Origin of the sequence: Chloroflexus sp. (assembly GCF_049970315.1) — a bacterium.
In the GTDB taxonomy this organism is placed as follows: domain Bacteria; phylum Chloroflexota; class Chloroflexia; order Chloroflexales; family Chloroflexaceae; genus Chloroflexus.
In genome coordinates, this window is the sequence record NZ_JBMFNE010000012.1 from 15,482 (window position 1) to 35,038 (window position 19,557).

The 19,557-nt window shown below is 57.7% G+C and carries 11 protein-coding genes and 1 tRNA gene; 4 read left to right on the forward strand and 8 right to left on the reverse strand.

The genetic code is table 11. The annotated features are described in order from the left end of the window. Positions 1-42: 42 nt before the first annotated feature. Entirely contained in the window at positions 43-642 is a 600-nt protein-coding gene (locus ACP5OT_RS09735; protein WP_424677450.1) for a hypothetical protein, read from the reverse strand. Positions 643-886: 244 nt separating this feature from the next. On the opposite strand from ACP5OT_RS09735, the gene pheT reads away from it, so the two are divergent. Together pheT and mvk are read left to right on the forward strand one after the other, a co-directional pair. Continuing rightward, on the forward strand, positions 887-3,469 hold the full coding sequence (pheT, locus tag ACP5OT_RS09740; RefSeq protein WP_428112929.1) for a phenylalanine--tRNA ligase subunit beta: 2,583 nt from the start codon (positions 887-889) through the stop codon (positions 3,467-3,469). 3 nt (positions 3,470-3,472) lie between these two features. Continuing rightward, positions 3,473-4,408 carry a mevalonate kinase gene (gene mvk / locus ACP5OT_RS09745; RefSeq protein ID WP_424677439.1) on the forward strand — a complete coding sequence of 312 codons (936 nt, stop codon included), beginning with the start codon at positions 3,473-3,475 and terminating at the stop codon, positions 4,406-4,408. A 317-nt stretch (positions 4,409-4,725) separates the two neighbouring features. Here the strand turns inward: mvk and ACP5OT_RS09750 are convergent, their stop codons facing one another. Continuing rightward, the gene (locus ACP5OT_RS09750; RefSeq protein ID WP_424677440.1) at positions 4,726-5,979 is read right to left on the reverse strand and encodes a sensor histidine kinase; all 1,254 of its coding nucleotides are present in this window, start codon (positions 5,977-5,979) and stop codon (positions 4,726-4,728) included. 33 nt (positions 5,980-6,012) lie between these two features. Beyond that, a complete protein-coding gene (locus tag ACP5OT_RS09755) occupies positions 6,013-9,060 on the reverse strand; it encodes a clostripain-related cysteine peptidase (RefSeq protein ID WP_428132000.1) in 3,048 nt (1,015 codons plus the stop codon). 263 nt (positions 9,061-9,323) lie between these two features. Between ACP5OT_RS09755 and ACP5OT_RS09760 the strand changes: the two genes are divergently transcribed. Together ACP5OT_RS09760 and ACP5OT_RS09765 are read left to right on the forward strand one after the other, a co-directional pair. Then, on the forward strand, positions 9,324-11,141 hold the full coding sequence (locus ACP5OT_RS09760; protein WP_428132002.1) for an ABC transporter ATP-binding protein: 1,818 nt from the start codon (positions 9,324-9,326) through the stop codon (positions 11,139-11,141). A 58-nt stretch (positions 11,142-11,199) separates the two neighbouring features. Then, on the forward strand, positions 11,200-13,008 hold the full coding sequence (locus ACP5OT_RS09765) for an ABC transporter ATP-binding protein (protein ID WP_424677443.1): 1,809 nt from the start codon (positions 11,200-11,202) through the stop codon (positions 13,006-13,008). 357 nt (positions 13,009-13,365) lie between these two features. On the opposite strand, the gene carB is transcribed toward ACP5OT_RS09765, so the two are convergent. The 5 genes from carB to ACP5OT_RS09790 all read right to left on the reverse strand — a co-directional run bounded on the left by carB (position 13,366) and on the right by ACP5OT_RS09790 (position 19,514). After that, positions 13,366-16,656, reverse strand: coding sequence for a carbamoyl-phosphate synthase large subunit (carB, locus tag ACP5OT_RS09770; RefSeq protein WP_428112935.1), 3,291 nt, complete (start codon positions 16,654-16,656; stop codon positions 13,366-13,368). A 302-nt stretch (positions 16,657-16,958) separates the two neighbouring features. Continuing rightward, a tRNA-Ser gene (locus tag ACP5OT_RS09775) sits at positions 16,959-17,049 on the reverse strand. A gap of 139 nt (positions 17,050-17,188) precedes the next feature. Beyond that, a complete protein-coding gene (locus ACP5OT_RS09780) occupies positions 17,189-18,229 on the reverse strand; it encodes a glycosyltransferase family 4 protein (RefSeq protein WP_424677502.1) in 1,041 nt (346 codons plus the stop codon). Then, on the reverse strand, positions 18,226-18,609 hold the full coding sequence (locus ACP5OT_RS09785; RefSeq protein WP_424677501.1) for a hypothetical protein: 384 nt from the start codon (positions 18,607-18,609) through the stop codon (positions 18,226-18,228). Before ACP5OT_RS09785 ends, ACP5OT_RS09780 begins: the two co-directional genes overlap by 4 nt. Then, positions 18,606-19,514 carry an AAA family ATPase gene (locus ACP5OT_RS09790; protein ID WP_424677500.1) on the reverse strand — a complete coding sequence of 303 codons (909 nt, stop codon included), beginning with the start codon at positions 19,512-19,514 and terminating at the stop codon, positions 18,606-18,608. Before ACP5OT_RS09790 ends, ACP5OT_RS09785 begins: the two co-directional genes overlap by 4 nt. Positions 19,515-19,557 lie beyond the last annotated feature (43 nt).

Sequence of the window (19,557 nt, forward strand, 5' to 3'; positions counted from 1 at the left end):
CTCACTACTCTTTGCCATTGCCTATCACCGAACCAATTCCTGTTATGGTGTAGGCGTTGCTACCGGTGAACCCGTCGGGCTTGGGGTTGGTGTGAAGGCTGTTGCAGTTGGGGTGAGAACCGGTGTCAGAGTTGGCAACCCTACGTCATCAACCGTATCGCCGGCAATATTGCTTAGTCGGTCGAGAAAACGGGTCAACCGCTCGCTGCGACGTTCCACCTCGCGAATACGCGCTTGCTGTTCGGCCTGCACAGTTGCTACAACCGCGACCAACACTTGCCCTTCACGCAACCGATCTTGCAACGCAACCGTCTCTGCAACCGCGGTCTGCAAGGCACGTCCTAGCGCTACCGCCGTGGCTGCTTGCCCGACCTGCGCAGTCGCAAAAGCCGCTAATCGCTCGGTTTGTTGCTCAAGCTCGTCAATCCGCTCACGCGCATTGTTTAGCTCAAGATTGGTTTGCGCCTGCGCCGTTTGCAAACTGACGAATGTTTCAGCGTGCGCGGTAGCTATCGCTTGGAGTTGCTGTACATCACTGCTCGCTTGCCGAAGTTGTTGTGGCGTCGAGAGATCAAGCCCCGACAGATAGAGGAGTCCGGCACCGGCTGCGAGTGCCAATCCCACAGCCAGGATCAGCGTCATCAGCCAACCGAAAAAACTGAGGAATCGACTGAAACAACTACGCGATCGGGACGTGGACGTTGCCGATGCTGTCGGCGGTAGCTCATTGGTGTTTGATTGGGTCATACTATCAAAATGTCATGAACGCGAATTCCATAGCCTATTGTAACATGCCCGATCTAAGACACAATGCCGTACCTATTTGACAGTCATCAAGTCGCTCGTTACAATCGCAGCAGCCGGATTGCTTTGCTGAGGAAGTCGTATGCGAGTTCCACTGTCGTGGTTGCGTGAATTTGTTGCGATTGATCTGCCGGTCGAGGAATTGGCCCGTCGCCTCACCTTTGGTGGTATGGAAGTTGCGCAGATCCACCGCATTGGTGTTGAGGGGTCGCCGCTGCCCTGGGATCCCGAATTGATTGTCGTGGCGAATGTGCTAGAAGTGCGCTCGCACCCCAACGCCGACCGGCTCGTGTTAGCCGATGTTGATTACGGCGCCGCCCAGCCACATACGGTCGTCACCGGTGCACCGAATCTCTTCCCTTACCGCGATCAGGGTCGCCTGCCGCATCCGCTCAAGGCAGCCTTCGCCCGTGAAGGTGCGCAGTTGTACGATGGTCACGCCGAGGGATGGGTGATTACAAAATTGAAGGGTCGCCCGGTGCGTGGCGTGATGAGCGATGCGATGCTCTGTTCTGAGAAGGAGCTAGGGCTTAGTGAGGATCACGAAGGCATTTTGATCTTGCCTGACGATGCACCGGTAGGGATGCCGTTACGTGATTATTTGGGTGAGGTGATCCTTGAGATCGATCTCACCCCGAATTTTGCCCGCTGCCTCTCGATTGTCGGTGTAGCCCGCGAAGTCGCTGCCCTGACCGGTGCGCCGCTCAAGCTGCCCGATCCACAAGTCGTTGCCGAGGGACCGTCGATCATCGGACGCGCCAAGGTGACAGTCCACGAACCTGACCTCTGCCCACGCTTTATGGTGGGGCTGGCCGAAGGGGTGAAGATCGGTCCATCACCGTTCTGGATGCAACGCCGGCTGATCAACGCCGGGATGCGCCCGATTAACAATATCGTTGATATTTCCAACTATGTGATGCTTGAGTGGGGACAGCCGACCCACACCTTCGATGCCGACCGTGTCGCCGACCGTCATCTGATCGTGCGACTGGCCCAACCGGGTGAACGTCTCACGACCCTCGATGACCGCGATCGGGATTTGACCCCCAGCCCTGAAAGCGGCTTGTCGCATCCGCCACTGTTGGTATGCGATGCAACCGGGCCGTTGGCGATAGCCGGTGTGATGGGAGGGGCCAATTCGGAAGTCAGCAATGCGACGACAAATGTGTTGCTCGAGGCGGCCATTTGGGAACCGGTGCAGATTCGGCGCACGGCACGCAGCCTGAAATTGCCGAGCGAGGCGTCGCGCCGGTTTGAGCGCGGGGTTGATTACGCACTGCCACCGATTGCTCTGCGCCGCTGTTTGGAGTTGATGCGACTGTATGCCGGAGCGACGATTGCTGCCGATTTTATCGATGTCTATTCTCGTCCGTGGCAGCCGGTAACGATCGAACTGCTGTCATCGGAGGTTCACCGGTTGCTCGGTATTCATCTCGATGCTCACTCGATTGCTGAGATTTTGGGTCGGCTCGGTTTTACCTGCTCGATCCAAGGTGGGTCGACGGTCGGCGATTTTGCGATCTTAGCTGCCGAACCGGTGGTGCGGGTAGAAGTGCCCTCTTTCCGCCAAGATGTTACCATGGTCGCCGATCTGTGCGAAGAATTAGCGCGTGTCTATGGCTATGATCGCATCCCCTCAACGCGCCTAGCCGACGAATTACCCCCACCGATGACGGTGAAAGCCATTGAACTCGAAGATCAGGTGCGTGACTTGATGGTTGGGGCCGGACTGACCGAGTTGATCACCTACTCCTTGATCGACATGGCACTGGTCGCCCGCGTTCAACCCTCTGAAGCGGTGCCCGAACGGTATCTCAAGATCAGCAATCCTGGTACACCAGAACATGTATATATGCGACGCTCGCTCCTCCCGTCGCTCGCAGCAGCGTTAGCGCTCAACTTACGTGAACGCGAGCGATCGCTGGTCTTTGAGATTGGGCGCGTCTACCTGCCCCCAGCCGAACCGGGCAAGGATGATCGGTGGCTCCCCGATGAACCGCGCCGTCTGGCAATAGCCCTCGCCGGCCCACGTCAGCCCGAAAGTTGGTTGAGCACCGACCGCGACTGGCTCGATTTCTACGATTTGAAGGGTATCGTCGAACTGCTCGGCGAACGGCTGGGATTGAGTGATCAACTGACCTTTGCACCACTGACCGATGATGAACGTTTCCATCCCGGACGATCAGCGGTGCTCATGTTGGTACATAAACGCGATAGCCGGGGACGCCCGGTCGATCAGCAGCCGGTTGGCGTACTCGGTGAAGCGCATCCGCAGGTGCGCGCCCGCCTCGAAGTGAACGTACCACGTGTGCTGCTCGCCGAGATCGATCTCGAAACACTCATCGCTCACGCCGGACAAGCGACCTATCGAGCCATTTCACGCTTCCCGGCCAGTGTGCAAGATCTGTCAATTGTGGCCGATGAAACGGTGAGCGAAGCTCAGATCCGCGCCGTCATCCAACGCAGCGCCGGTGAGTATCTTGAGAGCTTAAACCTGTTCGACCGCTATAGCGGGCCACAGGTAGGGGAGGGTAAGCGTAGTCTGACGTATCACCTCGTCTTCCGCGCATCTGACCGCACCCTCCTCGACGAGACGTTAGCCAAGATTCGCAAGAAGATTATCGGTAATCTTGAACGCGAACTAGGCGCAACCATCCGCAGTTAGGCTATGGCAACGGCACCGGCAAAACTGATCCTCTGTGGCGAACACGCGGTTGTCTACGGGAGACCGGCGATTGCCTTGCCGTTGACCGATCTGCGCGCAACGGCAACGGTGACGCCGGCGCCGGCGGGGAGTGGCCCGATCATCAGAGCGCCCGACTTAGGTGGACAGTGGCGGGTCACCGAATGTCCCAACGAACCTCTCAGCGCGTTAGTACTAAAGATCGTTGAGCAGTTTCACATTCCAACGGACATTGAAATTACCATCCATTCGGCGATCCCGATTGCCAGTGGGATGGGAAGCGGAGCTGCGATTGCGACGGCGATTGTGCGTGAGCTGCTTGCAGTTGGCGGACACACGGTACCCACCGCGACCATCGCTGAGCTGGTGTACGAGAGCGAACGTGGTTACCACGGGACGCCGAGTGGGATCGATAATACAGTGGTCGCTTTTGAGCAGCCGATCTGGTTTCAACGCCGTCCATCTTTACCACCCCTGATCGAACCGGTGACCATTGGTACACCGTTAACACTGGTGATCGGCGACAGTGGTGTGCGTAGTCCGACGCGATTACCGGTTGGTGCCGTGCGTGAACGTTGGCAAGCCGAGCCAGAGCGTTATGAAGCACTGTTCGATCAAGTAGGTGAAATAGTGACAGCCGCACGAACGGTGCTCGCGCAAGGCGATGTCGCAGCATTAGGGCCATTACTCGATGCCAACCACGCTCTCTTGTGCGAGATTGGTGTCTCTTCACCCGAACTCAACCGCCTAACCGACGCAGCGCGGGCGGCGGGTGCATTAGGCGCCAAACTGGCCGGTGCCGGTTGGGGTGGCGTGATGTTGGCGTTGACCACGCCGGAACATGCGGCGACGATCGCTGGCGCGTTGCGGGCCGCCGGCGCAGCCAACACGCTCGTGACAACGATTGCGGCGACGGGATGATGACAGAGTGCGACAATGAGACTGCCACACTCCATAACATCGGCAACGTTTGCGAAGCCTACTCCACCGGCGAGAGGGCGAGTGACTTACCTTGCGACAATGGGACTGTCGCACCCATCGTCCATACTGTAGCGTGACGTTTGCGAAGCCTAACTCACCGGTAAAGGAGAGAGTGATGTTAAATACGGCAGGAGAACTGCCGCACCCTATGCATTTGTGCAATGTTTGCGAAGCCTACCCCACCGGTAAGGCGGCGAGTGACTTACGTGCGGCAGTGGGACTGCCACACTCCATCATTTGTGCAATGTTTGCGAAGCCTAGCTCACTGGCAGTTGCACAATGAACGTACTGCCCCGCCCCACTTCGCTCTCAAGCAAAATACTGCCGCCGTGCGCCTCAACTGCGAGCCGGCAAAAATAGAGACCCAAGCCGGTACCCCAGCGACGATCATTCTCGCGGGCTTGATAGAAGCGATCGAAGATCCGATCTTGCGCCTCGCGCGGAATACCCACACCGGTATCGCTGACCCGCAACTCAACGCTATGGCCATCGTTGGTCAGGCGAGCAGACACGACCACTTCACCGTCTGACGGCGTAAACTTCACCGCATTCGAGACCAGATTCGTGATCACCCGTTCGATCAAGTGCTGATCGAGTAGGATCAGCGGTAACTCTGATGGTAATTCCACCCACACATGTGGCTGATCAGGATGGGCCAACTGGCGAAACGGATCACACACGGTCTTGATCAACATAACGAGATTAGTCGGCTGCAACTGCAACGACCAACTGCTCGTCTCGAGCCGGGCCGAATCGAGTACCGTCTCGGTCAAACTGAGCAGATAATTGGCGCTCTCGCGCGCCACTTCAATCAATTCATCGCGCGCGCTGGCATCAAAGCCTTGACGCTGCAAGGCCTTGAGACTGATCAGAAGTGTATGCAACGGCGCGCGCATATCATGCACAATCATCCGGGTCTGATCTTCATGATTGCGCAGCCGTTCGGTGAGCACGCGATTGGCGAGTGCCAAGGTCACGTGTTGGCGAGCAGCAAAATCGAGCGCCTGATGCGCGATCTGCAAGAGCAAATGGCTAGGCAGCGGCTGCAAACGCTGCAATGCAGCGCGTTGCAGTATCGGGATGGAGTTTTCGAGCTGCTCGCTTAGGGCCAACAGATCTTCAGGAGCGCAGCTCCAATGGGCATCATGCAATTGCAGATCAGCTTCGTGTTCCAACGACTCCATCGGAATAGCGACCAAGGCATAACCGTAGCGCGGTCCTACGCCAACCAGCGCCACTCCTACACCTTGAGTCGCCACATTACTGCGTTGAATCGGCAACGCCACGCCCTGTAGGGCCAGATCGGCCCAATGACCGCCGGCTGAGCCAGCAACGAGCACTGACCCACCCTCAGAAAGCGTTGCATAACTCAACGTCTGCGCCAGTTGGATAAGTGCCGCTGGCGTATATCCGCCCGCTACTCCCATCCGCAGACATGATTTGAGCTGAGCAATGTCTGGGATGAGCTGGACTGCCGGTCGCTCACCCACTTCACGTTGATTACCCCCCACGGCTCATTCCTTCCCCACTGCGTAGCGCAAGCACTACCCGATCACGAGGCTGCTCAGCATCGTATTGAACAAGGTTAGCTGACTATCGAAACTCGTTTCCGGAGCTTCAAAGAGTAGTAGATACGACCATTGCGTATTTGGGCTTGTGACGACAATTGCTACTACATAGCTTGTGCTCCCTTGACTCGTCTGGTAGACATATTCGATCTTTAAGCCATCAAAGCCGGCGACCTTAACATCGCTTACGTCATCACGCAGTTCGCCATTCTGCCTTACCAACTGCTTTAACTCTTCCATCAAGAGGCGGGTTGCCACCGTTGGATCATCGGCAACCGACTTATACACATCGACAACCACATACACGCCATCGTCAATAGCTCGATCGGAGAAGATTATACGATCATTACCGGTATCAAATGCGCGCCACGTTTCGGGATGATCGATAGCAAAACCGAGCGAGCTTTCGTAGCATTGAAAACCGGGCGGTGGGGTGTTTGACGATGGCAAGACGGCACCGGTCGGTGTGGTTGGGACGTTAGTGTTATCTACTGATATATCAACGTAATCGTAGTGATAATTTCCGGCAATGTCGCGCACGAGAAAACCCATCACATAATCACCGCTCAGTGTTGGACCACGAACGGCTTTTAGCGGCGTCTCACCAAAGGTGATCGTTTGCCCTTCAAAACGCTTGGCCTCTAACCCACTACCGGTATCGGTATATGAACGGTAGTATGCGGTGAACGTATCGCCGGCCCGTGGCGTCAGCTCGAAGGGCTGCGGTTCCTGCTTACCGGCAAGACGGGGGAAACCCCAAATCCGCACCAACTGTGCTTCATTGCCTTGGATGGAAAAAATAAGACCGGCATTGATCTGTTCACCGGTCGCAGCAGATGTATACACCCCTTCGACGCCGTAGAACTCGACACCGTACTTAATCGGGCCAAGTAAGACCTCAATCGAATCGGTGCCGTTGCTCAAATACCAATTGGTTGCGTCCCAATTTAAACGCAGACTAAACTCACCATCGCTCCAGTCTGGTACTGGATTACCGGGCGTTGTGCCGGGTGGGTAGACAAAATCAACCAAGATTAAATCGACCGTATCTCGGCGTTCGTTGGGAATACCGATAAACTGGAAGACATACGCAATATCACTGCCGGCTACCGTACCGGTGAGGCTTACCGGTGCATTGACGCTGACTACCTCACGATTGAGCAGGAGAGCGCGAATGGTTGGGCGCTGAACAACCGTACTCCCCACCTGATAGTACGCAGCCAAGAAATCATCCCACGCCGTTACCCGTGGCGTCGGCGAAATACGTTCGTAGGCTTCCGCGTACAGCTCGGCGAGCTGGGGGAAGTAGATCGACAAGCCACCACTTTCGCGATGATACGCGCCGACACCGTTGGCAAGCCGAGCCTCCTCGATCAACTGCAATAATTCATTGGCCTGTTCACGCACCGCCCCGCTCGCCCCTTGCTGCGGTAACAATGCTAAAAAGTGCGGGAGATCGATAGCGTTAAACTCTTCGGCGTAAGAGGGTGCATAGACATTCACAAACGAACGTGCTTGCCCGATGGCCGTGTAGCTCTGTTGCACGTCACGTTGTAACGCTTGTGCAAAGGCGTCGAGACGGTTGATCAGCTCATTGGTCCGGCTCAGATCAAAAGCCGATAGCGTGACTTCGTCAGCACTGCCGGCGCTAAACGAATCCATATACGTCTGAACGATGACCGGCGCTATTGCATAGCCGTCCTGGGCCGGATTATTGACCAGCTGCGCCAGCCACGCATCCCACGCCCAACCAGTGTTCGGTTCGAGTTCGGCGGAGGCAACGGCTACCCGCCCGTAAGGCGCAACCGTATGCAAAACATCGATCTGGGCCATCAGACAGGCATCAAACCCGATCAATTCAAAGCCACCGATCCGCGTTCGCCTGAGCGCAGTCTCGAAAGCCGAGCCGATCTCCGGCAGATTGAGCGCATCGTTATCGGTATCATCACTGGCAATACCTAGCCACGAGGCGCCGTGATCCCACAAGATGATTGCATACCGTTGGGCCGGGTACGTCTCAATTCCCCAAACTAGAAAGTCGGTGAGGGTCGCCGGGTCACCCATGTTGCGCTCACCGAGATCGGTGATCGCATTCGCACGGGTTGGTTTTATCCCCGCTGCAACCCGAAAGCGTAGCGTTCCTTCCCAATTGCCATATCGTTCGTCGTCCCAAAACTCTGGCGAGCGGATGCGGTCGAACTCGACGACGATATGCACACGCTCAGTCGATCCAACTCGGGCCATTTCGAGAAAATCCTCAATCGCATCCGCCTCTAGATTGTTATCACCATCGAGATACACCAACACCGTCCAATCGGCTGCATTGGGTGGTAGTTCACGGGTTGGTATGATCTCCGGTATCGGTACGGGTGAACCAGATTCGTTCACACTCTCACCACCGGTAGTATTCGCACCACCACCGGAGCTAACTACACCCCCACCATCAGTACCAACTCGGTTCACAAACCACACGCCGCCGGCTACGGCAGCAGCCAGGATGATGCAGGTAAACAGACCGGTGAGTATCAGCCAGACGGGGAAACGGCGTGCTTGCGGTGAAAACGGTGGGGCAGCAGCAGGCGGAGTAGCGGGGATACGAACGTCACCGCCGGTTGGCGCCGGTGGGGTGCCCCCACCTGCCGCAGGTGGTGTCGCGGGTGGGGATGGCGTACTCCAACTTGCCGGCGGGGGTGGTGTCGGGGCAAGCGGAACCGTCGGTTCAATCGTTGCAGCGGGCAGCTCTTCAAACCGAAAGACCTCATCGCCAATCGCAAAGGTATCACCGGTTCGGAGAATCTGCCGCTGTATCGGTTTGCCGTTCAGCAACGTCCCGTTTGAGCTGCCTAGATCAACCAGCACATATACTCCGCCCTCACGCCGAATTTCGGCATGCCGGCGCGAAGCAAGCTGGCTCGCGATTACGATGCTATTATCCGGCGACCGACCAATCGTAACCGGGGTATCACTGAGTTGAAATGAGTGTCCGGCTCGCGAGCCACTGACAGCGATCAACCGCGCAGCCATTCTATAGATTCTCCCCCGCTTCGTGAATACGATCGCATTGTAGCACGTCATCTATACGGTGAACATAGGAAAAAGGTTACACCTTGCGACCGATCGCAAGCTGCAACCAATTAGCTATACTCGCAACAATGTTCTACGTCTGCAAGATGGTGTTGTGTCGCTCCAGATGGCGATGTTCACGACTAGCCAGGTATGGACGGAGTGCCCTCATCCCTTAACAGCAGCTACCTCTGCGCTACGATGAAACGGAAGGAGACTTAATCGTGCAACGCAGTGAATTTACGGTTACCTCAGCCCACACCTATGACCGGCGAAGCGTGGCGCGTTGGCTGCTCTCACACGTTGCGCGTTACTGGCCATTTGTACTGGGCTTCTACCTCTGCTTCATCACCGCATGGGCCGCTTATTCGGGGGCACAGGCATTGATCGGGCATATCGCCGATGTGCTGAGCAGACCGCCCGATTACGCGGCCTTAACCGGGCTGGCACTGGCAGTATTGGCAGTGATGGTGACGGATAGTGTGACGGCGTTGATCGGCAGTTTATCGGCCGAAAATGTGGCAGCGCGGGTCGAAGCCGATGTACGGCAAGAGTTTTACGAGAGTCTGTTGGCGAAGAGTAAGGCATTTCACGACCGTCAGCGGACCGGCGATTTGATGGCCCGCGCCACCGACGACACTAATCTGGTAGCGAATATGATCGTTCCCGGCGCGACTCTGATCTCCGAGACGGTGTTGGGCATCGTCGTACCGCTGACCTTCATCTTTTTCACCGAACCGCGCCTGATCATCGTGCCGCTGATCTTTGTGGCGGGCTATATCATCACCGCACGCTGGTATCTGCGCCGGCTGATGCCGGTGATCCAGCGCCAGCGCGAGCAGTATGGGGTGATGAACGCCGGGCTGGAAGAGACGATCAGCGGGATCGAGGTGGTGAAGGCCAGCGCGCGCGAAGCGCTCGAACGCTCGAAGTATTTGCGTAACGCGCAACGATTCCGCGATCTGTTTGTGCAGCAAGGTGACATCGAGGCGCGCTATTTGCCGCTCTTGCTGTTTGGGATTGCACTAGGTGCGGAGTTCTTCCATGCCCTGTGGCTCTATAGCACCGGTGACATCGGGTTGGGGCAAGTCGTGGCGGTGATCGGGTTGATGAATGTCTTGCGATTCCCGACCTTCATCTCGCTCTTCGCCTTCTCGGTCTTTCAAGCCGGATTGGCCGGTGCGCGCCGTATTCTCTCGATCATCAATGCCGAGACCGATCTTGACGAAAATCCGAAGGGCTATCGCGCACCGATGCGTGGTGAGATTGTGTTTGAGAATGTGAGCTTCAGTTTCACCGCGAATCCCAGCGAAAAACCGCACCAAGTGCTGCGCGACATCTCGTTCCGCATTGCCGCCGGTCAGACGGTGGCAATCGTCGGGCAGACCGGTAGCGGGAAGAGTGCGTTAACCCAGTTGGTTAATCGCACCTACGATGCGACTAGTGGACGGGTGCTCATCGATGGAGTAGATGTGCGTGACTGGAATCTCGATGTGCTCCGTTCACAAATCGGCAAGATCGAGCAGGATATCTTCCTCTTCTCACGCACAATTGGCGAGAATATCGCTTTTGGCGCTCCTGGTGCGACCCCTAAACAGATCGAGGCAGCAGCGCGTGCGGCGCAAGCCCACGACTTCATCAGCCGTATGCCGCACGGCTACCAGACGGTCATTGGCGAACGAGGCGTGACCCTGTCGGGTGGGCAGCGGCAGCGGATTGCACTGGCGCGTGCCTTTCTCGCTAACCCGCGTATTCTTATTCTTGACGATAGCACCAGCGCAATCGATAGCGCCACCGAAGACGAGATTCAGCGCGCGATCCGGCAGGCGCAGCAAGGGCGCACGGTGTTGCTGATCACGCACCGCTTGGCGCAGATCCGGTGGGCCGACCAGATCCTGGTGCTCGATGGCGGGCGGTTAGTGGCCACGGGCACCCACGAGGATCTGCTGCGCACATCACCGCACTACCGGCGAATCTTTGCTCGTTACGAACCGGAGCATGTCCGTCCAGCACCGACAGCGGTGACAATGCACACTCAGTAGATCGAAAGAAGCTTATCTGTTAGGAGTGTGAGATAAGCACGACAGAAGGAACGTCATTATGGGTTTTCTCTTCGATGGCCTCGATGCAGAAGGCTACGATCGCAAATATAGCGACGGCGAACTGGTGCGGCGAATTCTGCACTATTTTCGCCCGCAAGCCGCCAAGATCATCACCGCCGCATTGATGATTAGTGCCACCGCATTAATCGAAGCGCTCATCCCGATCTTTATCTCGTACAGCATTGACGAGATTCAGACTGCGACTTCGCTCAATCAGGTGGCGATACTGGCCGGCGCGCTGGCCCTGATCGCCTGTTTGTCGTGGGTGTTTAACCTGATCCGGCAAACGATGTCGGTACGAGCCATCGGTGAAGTGGTGCTGGCGCTGCGCCGCGACGCCGCCGATGCGGTACTGGCCCGCGATCTCAGTTTCTACGACGAGTTTCCATCCGGTAAGATTGTTAGTCGGGTCAATTCTGATACAGCCGCGTTTGCGCAGGTAATGACCCTGACGATGGATCTGCTGAGCCGGTTGTTGCTGGTGGTGGTGCTGGTCAGCTATCTCGCCACCGTCAGTTGGTCGCTGACGCTGGTGCTGCTGGGCTTAGCGCCGTTGATCATCGGTGCGGCGCTGGCTTTCCGCTCGATCGCACGTAAGGTCATTACCGCCTCGCGGCGGGTGAATGCTGAAGTGAGCAATCATATTCAGGAGACGGTTAGTGGGATTGGTGTCGCCAAAACTTTCCGCCAAGAGCAGGCCGTTTACGCCGACTTTCTCGATGTCAATCAAAAGAGCCGACGGGTCAATCTGCACACGCGCTACACCTTCAGCAGCATCTTTCCGCTGCTTAATCTGTTGGCCGCCATCGGCACTGCGCTCTTGGTCTATCTCGGTGGGCAGAAGGTCTATGCCGGCGAACTCACTACCGGCACGTGGTTTCTGTTCATCCAAGGCTTGCAGAGCTTCTGGTTCCCGCTGACCAGTATTGCTTCGTTTTGGAGTCAGTTCCAACTCGGTTTGGCCGCCGGTGAGCGTGTCTTTGCCCTTATTGACGCCGAACCGCGGGTAACGCAGATTGACCGGCTCGATCCGGGCCGGTTGCGCGGCGAGATTATGTTCGAGCAGGTCGATTTTGCGTACAAACCGGACGAACCGGTGTTGCGCCAGTTCAACCTGCACATCAAGCCGGGGGAACAGGTGGCACTGGTTGGTCATACCGGTTCCGGCAAGAGCAGCATTGCCAAGCTGATCGCCCGTTTCTACGAGTTTCAGGGTGGGTGCATCAAGATTGACGGTCACGATATTCGGCGGCTTGATCTGAGCGCTTACCGCAGTCAACTCGGTATGGTGACGCAGACGCCGTTTTTGTTCGACGGTACGGTGCGTGAGAACATTCGCTACGGACGACCTGACGCTACCGACGAGGAAGTACTGACTGCGGCCCAACGGGTGGGCCATGGCGACTGGTTGGCAAGCTTGCCGGCAGGGCTGGATACGCCGGTTGGCGAGCGTGGCAGCAGCTTGAGCATGGGCCAGCGGCAATTGGTAGCGCTGGCACGGGTCTTACTGCAAAACCCAGCCACTCTCATTCTGGATGAAGCAACGGCCAGCATCGATCCGCTAACCGAGACCTTGATTCAAGAGGGTTTAGACGAGGCGATGCGGGATCGGACGGCGATCATCATTGCGCACCGGTTGAGTACGGTGCGCGAAGTTGACCGGATCATCGTGTTGCGGCACGGCGAGATTCTCGAACAAGGGACACACGATCAGTTGCTGGCCACCGGCGGGCACTATGCCGAGCTGTACAACACCTACTTCCGCCACCAGAGCCTTGAATACATCGAGGCGGCGGGCCAGAGATAAAAGGTACAAAGCAGGCAGAGACGCAGAGATTCTTAACGCAAAGACGCGAAGGGTGCAGAGAGTGCAAAGTTTCTGAAGGGAACGGCGCGGAGGACGGTACATGACCAAGCCTCTGCGCCGCTTTGCGGTCTCGGCGTCTTTGCGTGCCGTCGTTGCAGCTGTGTATAGACCAGTGACGCGTATGGTTCCCTCTGCGCCGCTTTGCGGTCTTGGCGTCTTTGCGTACCGTCGTTGCAGCTGTGTATAGACCAGTGACGCGTATGGTTCCCTCTGCGCCGCTTTGCGGTCTTGGCGTCTTTGCGTGTAACGCCTTGGCGTCTTTGCAAACCCTGCGGCTGTGGAGCCGGCCGTCCGGCTCTACACCTTTTCCAACGCTGACCGTTCCTGCAACGACAGCAACGTCCATTGGCCGGCACGTATCGCTTGGATCGCCTGCACTGCCGCCGCAGCCCCTGACAGGGTCGTCAATGTCGGCACGCCATACACAATCGCGGCCCGGCGAATGGCCCCTTCATCGAAGAAGCTCGCCTTGCCGAGAGGTGTATTCACGATCAGAGCAATCTCACCATTCTTGATGTAGTCAACCGCGTTGGGCCGACCCTCGTTCACCTTATAGATCGGCTTCACGTCAAGGCCGTGCTGCTGGAGGAAGGCGGCCGTGCCGCTGGTGGCCAGCAGCTTGAAACCGAGTGCAGCTAAATCACGGGCAATCGGCAACAAATTGGCCTTATCGCGGTCGTTGACGCTGAGAAAGGCGTTGCCGCTAGTGGGCAGGTGGCTGTTGCACGCCATCTGTGCCTTAGCAAATGCCTCGCCAAAGGTCGCACCGCTGCCCATGCCTTCACCGGTTGACTTCATCTCTGGGCCGAGCAGCGTGTCTACGCCGCTGAAGCGCGACCACGGCAGCACCACTTCCTTGACGTGGTAGCGCTGCTCGCTGGTGACATCCAGTCGGTAGCGAGGCGAATTCACCAAGGCCGGATGCACCATCTGAATGCGGCCATGCTCGTACCGCAGCCGAGCGCCGGCAGCGCACTGCACCGCCAGTTGCGCCCACGGCACACCAGTCGCCTTAGCAACGAAAGGCACGGTGCGCGAGGCGCGCGGGTTGACTTCGAGCACGTAGACGACGCCGTCTTTCATGGCGTACTGAATATTCATCAAGCCGACCACACCCAAAGCGCGGGCCAATTGCTCGGTATAGCGGCGCATCGTCGCCACATGCTCGGCTGCCACCATATAGGTTGGTATCACACAGGCGCTATCGCCAGAATGGACACCGGCCAGCTCAATCTGCTCCATGATCCCGGCGATCACCACCGTCTCACCATCACAGACCGCATCTACATCCATCTCAAACGCATCTTCGAGGAAGCGGTCAATCAGCACCGGGTGCTCAGGCGAAGCGGCTACCGCTTCACGCATATAGCGTTCGAGCGATGCATCATCGTAGACAATCGCCATGGCACGCCCGCCCAGCACGTAGCTGGGCCGCACCACCACCGGATAGCCGATCCGGCGGGCCACTGCCAGCGCCTCTTCCCACGAGGTGGCGCTGCCGTGTTCGGGGGCGGGAATATTCAGCTCCTTCAACAGCGCGCCAAACCGGTCACGATCCTCGGCAAGATCGATAGCTTCAGGCATAGTGCCCCAGATCGGCACCCCAACCGCTTCGAGCGCCCGCGCCAACTTGAGCGGAGTCTGACCGCCAAACTGGATAATCACCCCATCGGGCCGCTCCTCTTCAACGACATTGAGCACGTCCTCAAAGGTAAGCGGCTCGAAATAGAGCCGGTCAGCGGTGTCGTAGTCGGTCGAAACCGTCTCCGGGTTACAGTTGACCATAATCGTCTCGTAGCCAAGCGCACGCAACCCGAACACAGCATGGCTACAGCAGTAATCAAACTCAATACCCTGCCCGATCCGGTTCGGACCAGAACCGAGGATCACCACCTTTTTGCGATCGGTCGGCTCGGCCTCGTCTTCACTCTCATACGACGAGTAGAGGTAGGGCGTGAAAGCCGGGAACTCGGCGGCACAGGTATCAACCCGGTGGAAGGAGGGGCGAATACCGAGTTCGAGGCGACGCTTGCGCACGGCCAATTCCGCCGACCAGCGCTGTGGGCCGGGTGGCACGCGCAGGAGATGGGCCAATTGGGCATCGCTGAAGCCCATCCGCTTGGCCTGGCGCAACAGGTCGGGCGGAATGGTGTTGAGATCAAATGCCCGTAACCGCCCTTCGAGATTGACGAGCTGTTCGAGCTGGCGAATAAACCAAGCATCGATCTTGGTTAGCGCGCTAATCTGCTCGACCGACATCCCGCTTTGCAGCGCGTAGCGTACATAAAACATGCGGTCGGGATGCGGCGTAATCAAACGCTCGCGCAGCCGCTCCGGCTCAATCGCATCGCGACCATCAGCACCCCAACCGGCCCGTCCCTGTTCGAGTGAACGCCATGCCTTTTGGAAGGCTTCGGGGAAGGTGCGGCCAATCGCCATCACTTCACCCACCGACTTCATCGAGGTGGTGAGCGTCTGATCGGCTTGGGGAAACTTCTCGAAGGTAAAGCGTGGAATCTTCACCACCACATAGTCGAGGGTCGGCTCGAACGAAGCCGGCGTCTCGCGGGTAATATCGTTGGGCAACTCGTCGAGGGTATAGCCGACGGCCAGCTTGGCGGCAATTTTGGCGATGGGGAAGCCGGTCGCTTTAGAGGCTAGCGCTGACGAACGCGACACGCGTGGGTTCATCTCGATCACGTAGATACGGCCATCGGTCGGTGAAACAGCAAACTGAACATTGGAACCGCCGGTTTCGACACCGACGGCACGCAGCACCGCCAACCCCATATCGCGCATCCGCTCGTACTCGCGGTCGGTGAGGGTCATCGCCGGAGCGACGGTAATGCTATCGCCGGTATGCACCCCCATCGGGTCAATATTCTCGATTGAGCAGATGATGACGCCGTTGTCGTTCCGGTCGCGCATCACCTCAAGCTCAAACTCTTTCCAACCGAGGACACTCTCTTCGATTAGCACCTGTGAGACCGGCGACGCATCGAGACCGCGTTCGACAATCGTGCGGAACTCTTCCATGTTGTACGCAATACCGCCACCTTCACCACCAAGGGTAAACGATGGTCGAATAATCGCCGGGAAGCCGGTCTGGGCAACGACTGCCAACGCTTCATCGAGGGTAGTTGCGGTACCGGAACGAGGTACCTGCAACCCAATCTCGATCATCTTATCTTTAAAGCGTTGGCGATCCTCGGCGATCCGCACCGCCTCAACCGATGCCCCGATTAGCTCGACACCGTACTTATCGAGGATGCCGGCCTCGTGGAGCGCCACCGCCAAATTGAGTGCAGTCTGGCCACCAACAGTCGGTAAGATTGCGTCAGGACGCTCACGGGCAATAATGCGTTCGAGACTGGGGACGGTCAGTGGTTCGATGTAGGTGGTGTCGGCGAGGCCGGGATCGGTCATGATAGTGGCCGGGTTTGAATTGACGAGCACGACCCGATAGCCCTCTTCACGCAACGCTTTGCACGCTTGGGTGCCGGAATAGTCGAATTCGCAGGCTTGGCCGATCACAATCGGGCCAGAGCCGATAATAAGAATAGTATGGAGATCGGTGCGCTTCGGCATCTTCGTCTCAGACTCCTTTGGCGTGGAGCAAACTAGCGCGCCCCACACGGCGCTGCCTGATTATACAATACGATTGATGAGACTTTCACGATGCTCACGCAAAGACCGCAGAGGGCGCAAAGGCCGCAAAGATTGCTCACGCAAAGACCGCAGAGGGCGAAAAGGCCGCAAAGATTGCTCACGCAAAGGCGCGGAGGGCGCAAAGGCCGCAAAGATTGCTCACGCAAAGACCGCAGAGGGCGCAAAGGCCGCAAAGATTGCTCACGCAAAGACCGCAGAGGGCGCAAAGGGGGTGAAATAGGTGGCGGGCAGGGTGGGATTCGAACCCACGACAGCGTTACCGCTGTACGGCATTTCCAGTGCCGCGCACTAGACCAACTATGCGACCTGCCCGCACCGTATGCGATATTACCATAAGGCGGCGGGGGGCGCAAGGGTTTGGCACAACTACCTAAAGATGTCCAATGACCCTTTCGGATGTTCAGCGCAACGGTGTGCTCCCCCAGCGATACCATTCTACCGATTGACGCATTCATTTGCCCTTGAGCAGCGCTGCAATCACCCTTTCCCACGTGATCGCTTCAACCAGCGGACGGCCCGCGCACCCTAAGCGGGCCGCTTCAGCCGGATCGGCGTTCAGCCGGTCGAGATGCGCGGCAATCGCCACCGGGTCGGGTGGCGAGACGAGGCCGTTCTCACCGTGGCGGACAAATTCGAGCACGCCGCCGGCATCATCGGTAGTAATGACGGGTCGGCTAGCGCCGAAGGCTTCCACCGTCGCAAAGCCGTAGTCTTCATCAACCGGTGCGTAATACACGGCACGGGCGTGAGCGTAGAGATCGATTAATTCGTCATCAGGGACAAAGCCGCGGAAGGTGACTCGTTCGCCGAGGCCAAGCTCGGCGGCGAGGCGTTGGAGGCGGTCGCGGTCGGGGCCGGCGCCGGCGATAATTGCACGCACCGGCGTGATGGTATGGGCCAGCGCCGTTAGCAGCAGATCGATCCGCTTGGCCCGGTCGAGGCGGGCGGGTGAGAGAATGTAGTCACCATACGGACCGGCCCACAACCGTTCGGCGTAACGGCTTGGTGGGTACAGTGGCTTGCTACTCAGCCCATTAAACCGTTCTAGCCGGCGGCTGACGTTGCACGAAATGGTATAACGGGCTTGGCATTCGCTCAGCGCGCGCCCGTCGATGCGAAAGATCTGTTCGCGCACGGCACGATGGGCGGGTGAGCCATCAAAATCGCTGAGCGGTGTGCCGTACCAATCGTAGGCTTGGCGGTGCTGATGGACGAGCCATAGCACCTTGCGTGGGTGGCGGATGAGGTACGACGGGAACTTGGTCGCGATCACGAGATCGATCGGTTCGCCGTTGACGTGGCTAATATCCAGCAGTCGCCACGCCAGTGCGCTATCAACGATCCGCTCGACCGGATGCCACTGAAAGGGAAGGGCGACGACATCAACGGTATGACCACGACAGTGCAGTTCGTCACGTAAACTTTCGACCAGATACTCGGCGCCACCGCGAACAAAGGGTACCTGCGTGGCACAGATCAGAATGCGGCTCATGACGAAGGTTGTGATTGCTGCAATTGGGCGTGGAGAGCGGCCAACTCGGCCCGCAAGGCAGTATTCTCGGCGACCAGCAAGCGAATGGCGCGGACAGCAGTATCGTTAAAGGCATTTTGCTGCTCGACGATAGGATTGATGTACCAACGCAGATAGCGACGCACCACTTTGTTGATGAACGCGATGACCTTCTCAAAAGGAGTGCGGCCCTCGAGTGGCCAATGGGCGCTCACAACCCGGGTGTACTCCAACTCTTCCACCACCCGCTGCAACTCTCGTTCGGCAGGGGTTGGATCGAGGTTTGGTAATCGCGCGCGCTGTGCCCGCACCTCGGCCCGCAACGCCGCCAACGTCGCCGCAACATCAATCTCGTCGCTCATGACACCCCCACACTCGCCCGTTTCAGCAGCTCGTTCAGTCGCTGACCACGCACCTGCGCGATGTCGTCTTGATACTTCAAAATCGCGCCTAGTGTATCCTCGACGGCCTGTGGCGTCAACTCTGTCTGATCAAGCGCAACCAGTGCTGTCACCCAATCGAGGGTCTCGGCCACGCCGGGCAGCTTGTACAGATCCATACGCCGCAACTCTTGCACCACCAGCACCACTTGCCGGGCCAGCCGCTCGCTTGCGCCGGGCACACGTGCCTTAACGATCTGAATCTCTTTATCAAGCGTTGGATAATCAACCCAATAAAACAGACAGCGCCGCTTGAGCGCATCATGGACTTCGCGGGTACGGTTCGAGGTAATGATAACGGTCGGCGGTGTCTCGGCGCGAATAGTGCCAATCTCTGGGATTGAAATCTGCCAGTCAGAGAGTAACTCAAGCAGGAACGCTTCAAACTCTTCATCGGCCCGATCAAGCTCATCGATCAGTAAGATGGGGGGATGATCGCCACGGGCTTCAATCGCTTGCAACAGCGGGCGCTTGATCAAAAACTCCGGACCGAAGATGCTCTGCTGCGCAGCGGTGTTTTGTGCTGCACCCTGCGCCTCCAGCAGGCGAATCTGCAACATCTGGCGGGCATAGTTCCACTCGTAGATCGTCGTATTGACATCAAGCCCTTCATAACATTGCAGCCGGATTAACTCCCGCCCCTGCATACGGGCCAGCGTCTTGGCGATCTCGGTCTTGCCGACACCGGCCTCTCCTTCGAGCAATAGCGGCTTGTTGAGCTTGAGGGCCAGAAAAATAGCGGTGGTTAGAGCACGATCGGCGATGTAGGCGTGTTCAGCCAGGGCAGCCTGCAATTCGTCGATCGATGCAAAGGACGTGTATGGCATACTATAGCGCTCCACGGCGTAACGTATCTTCAACTTATTGTAC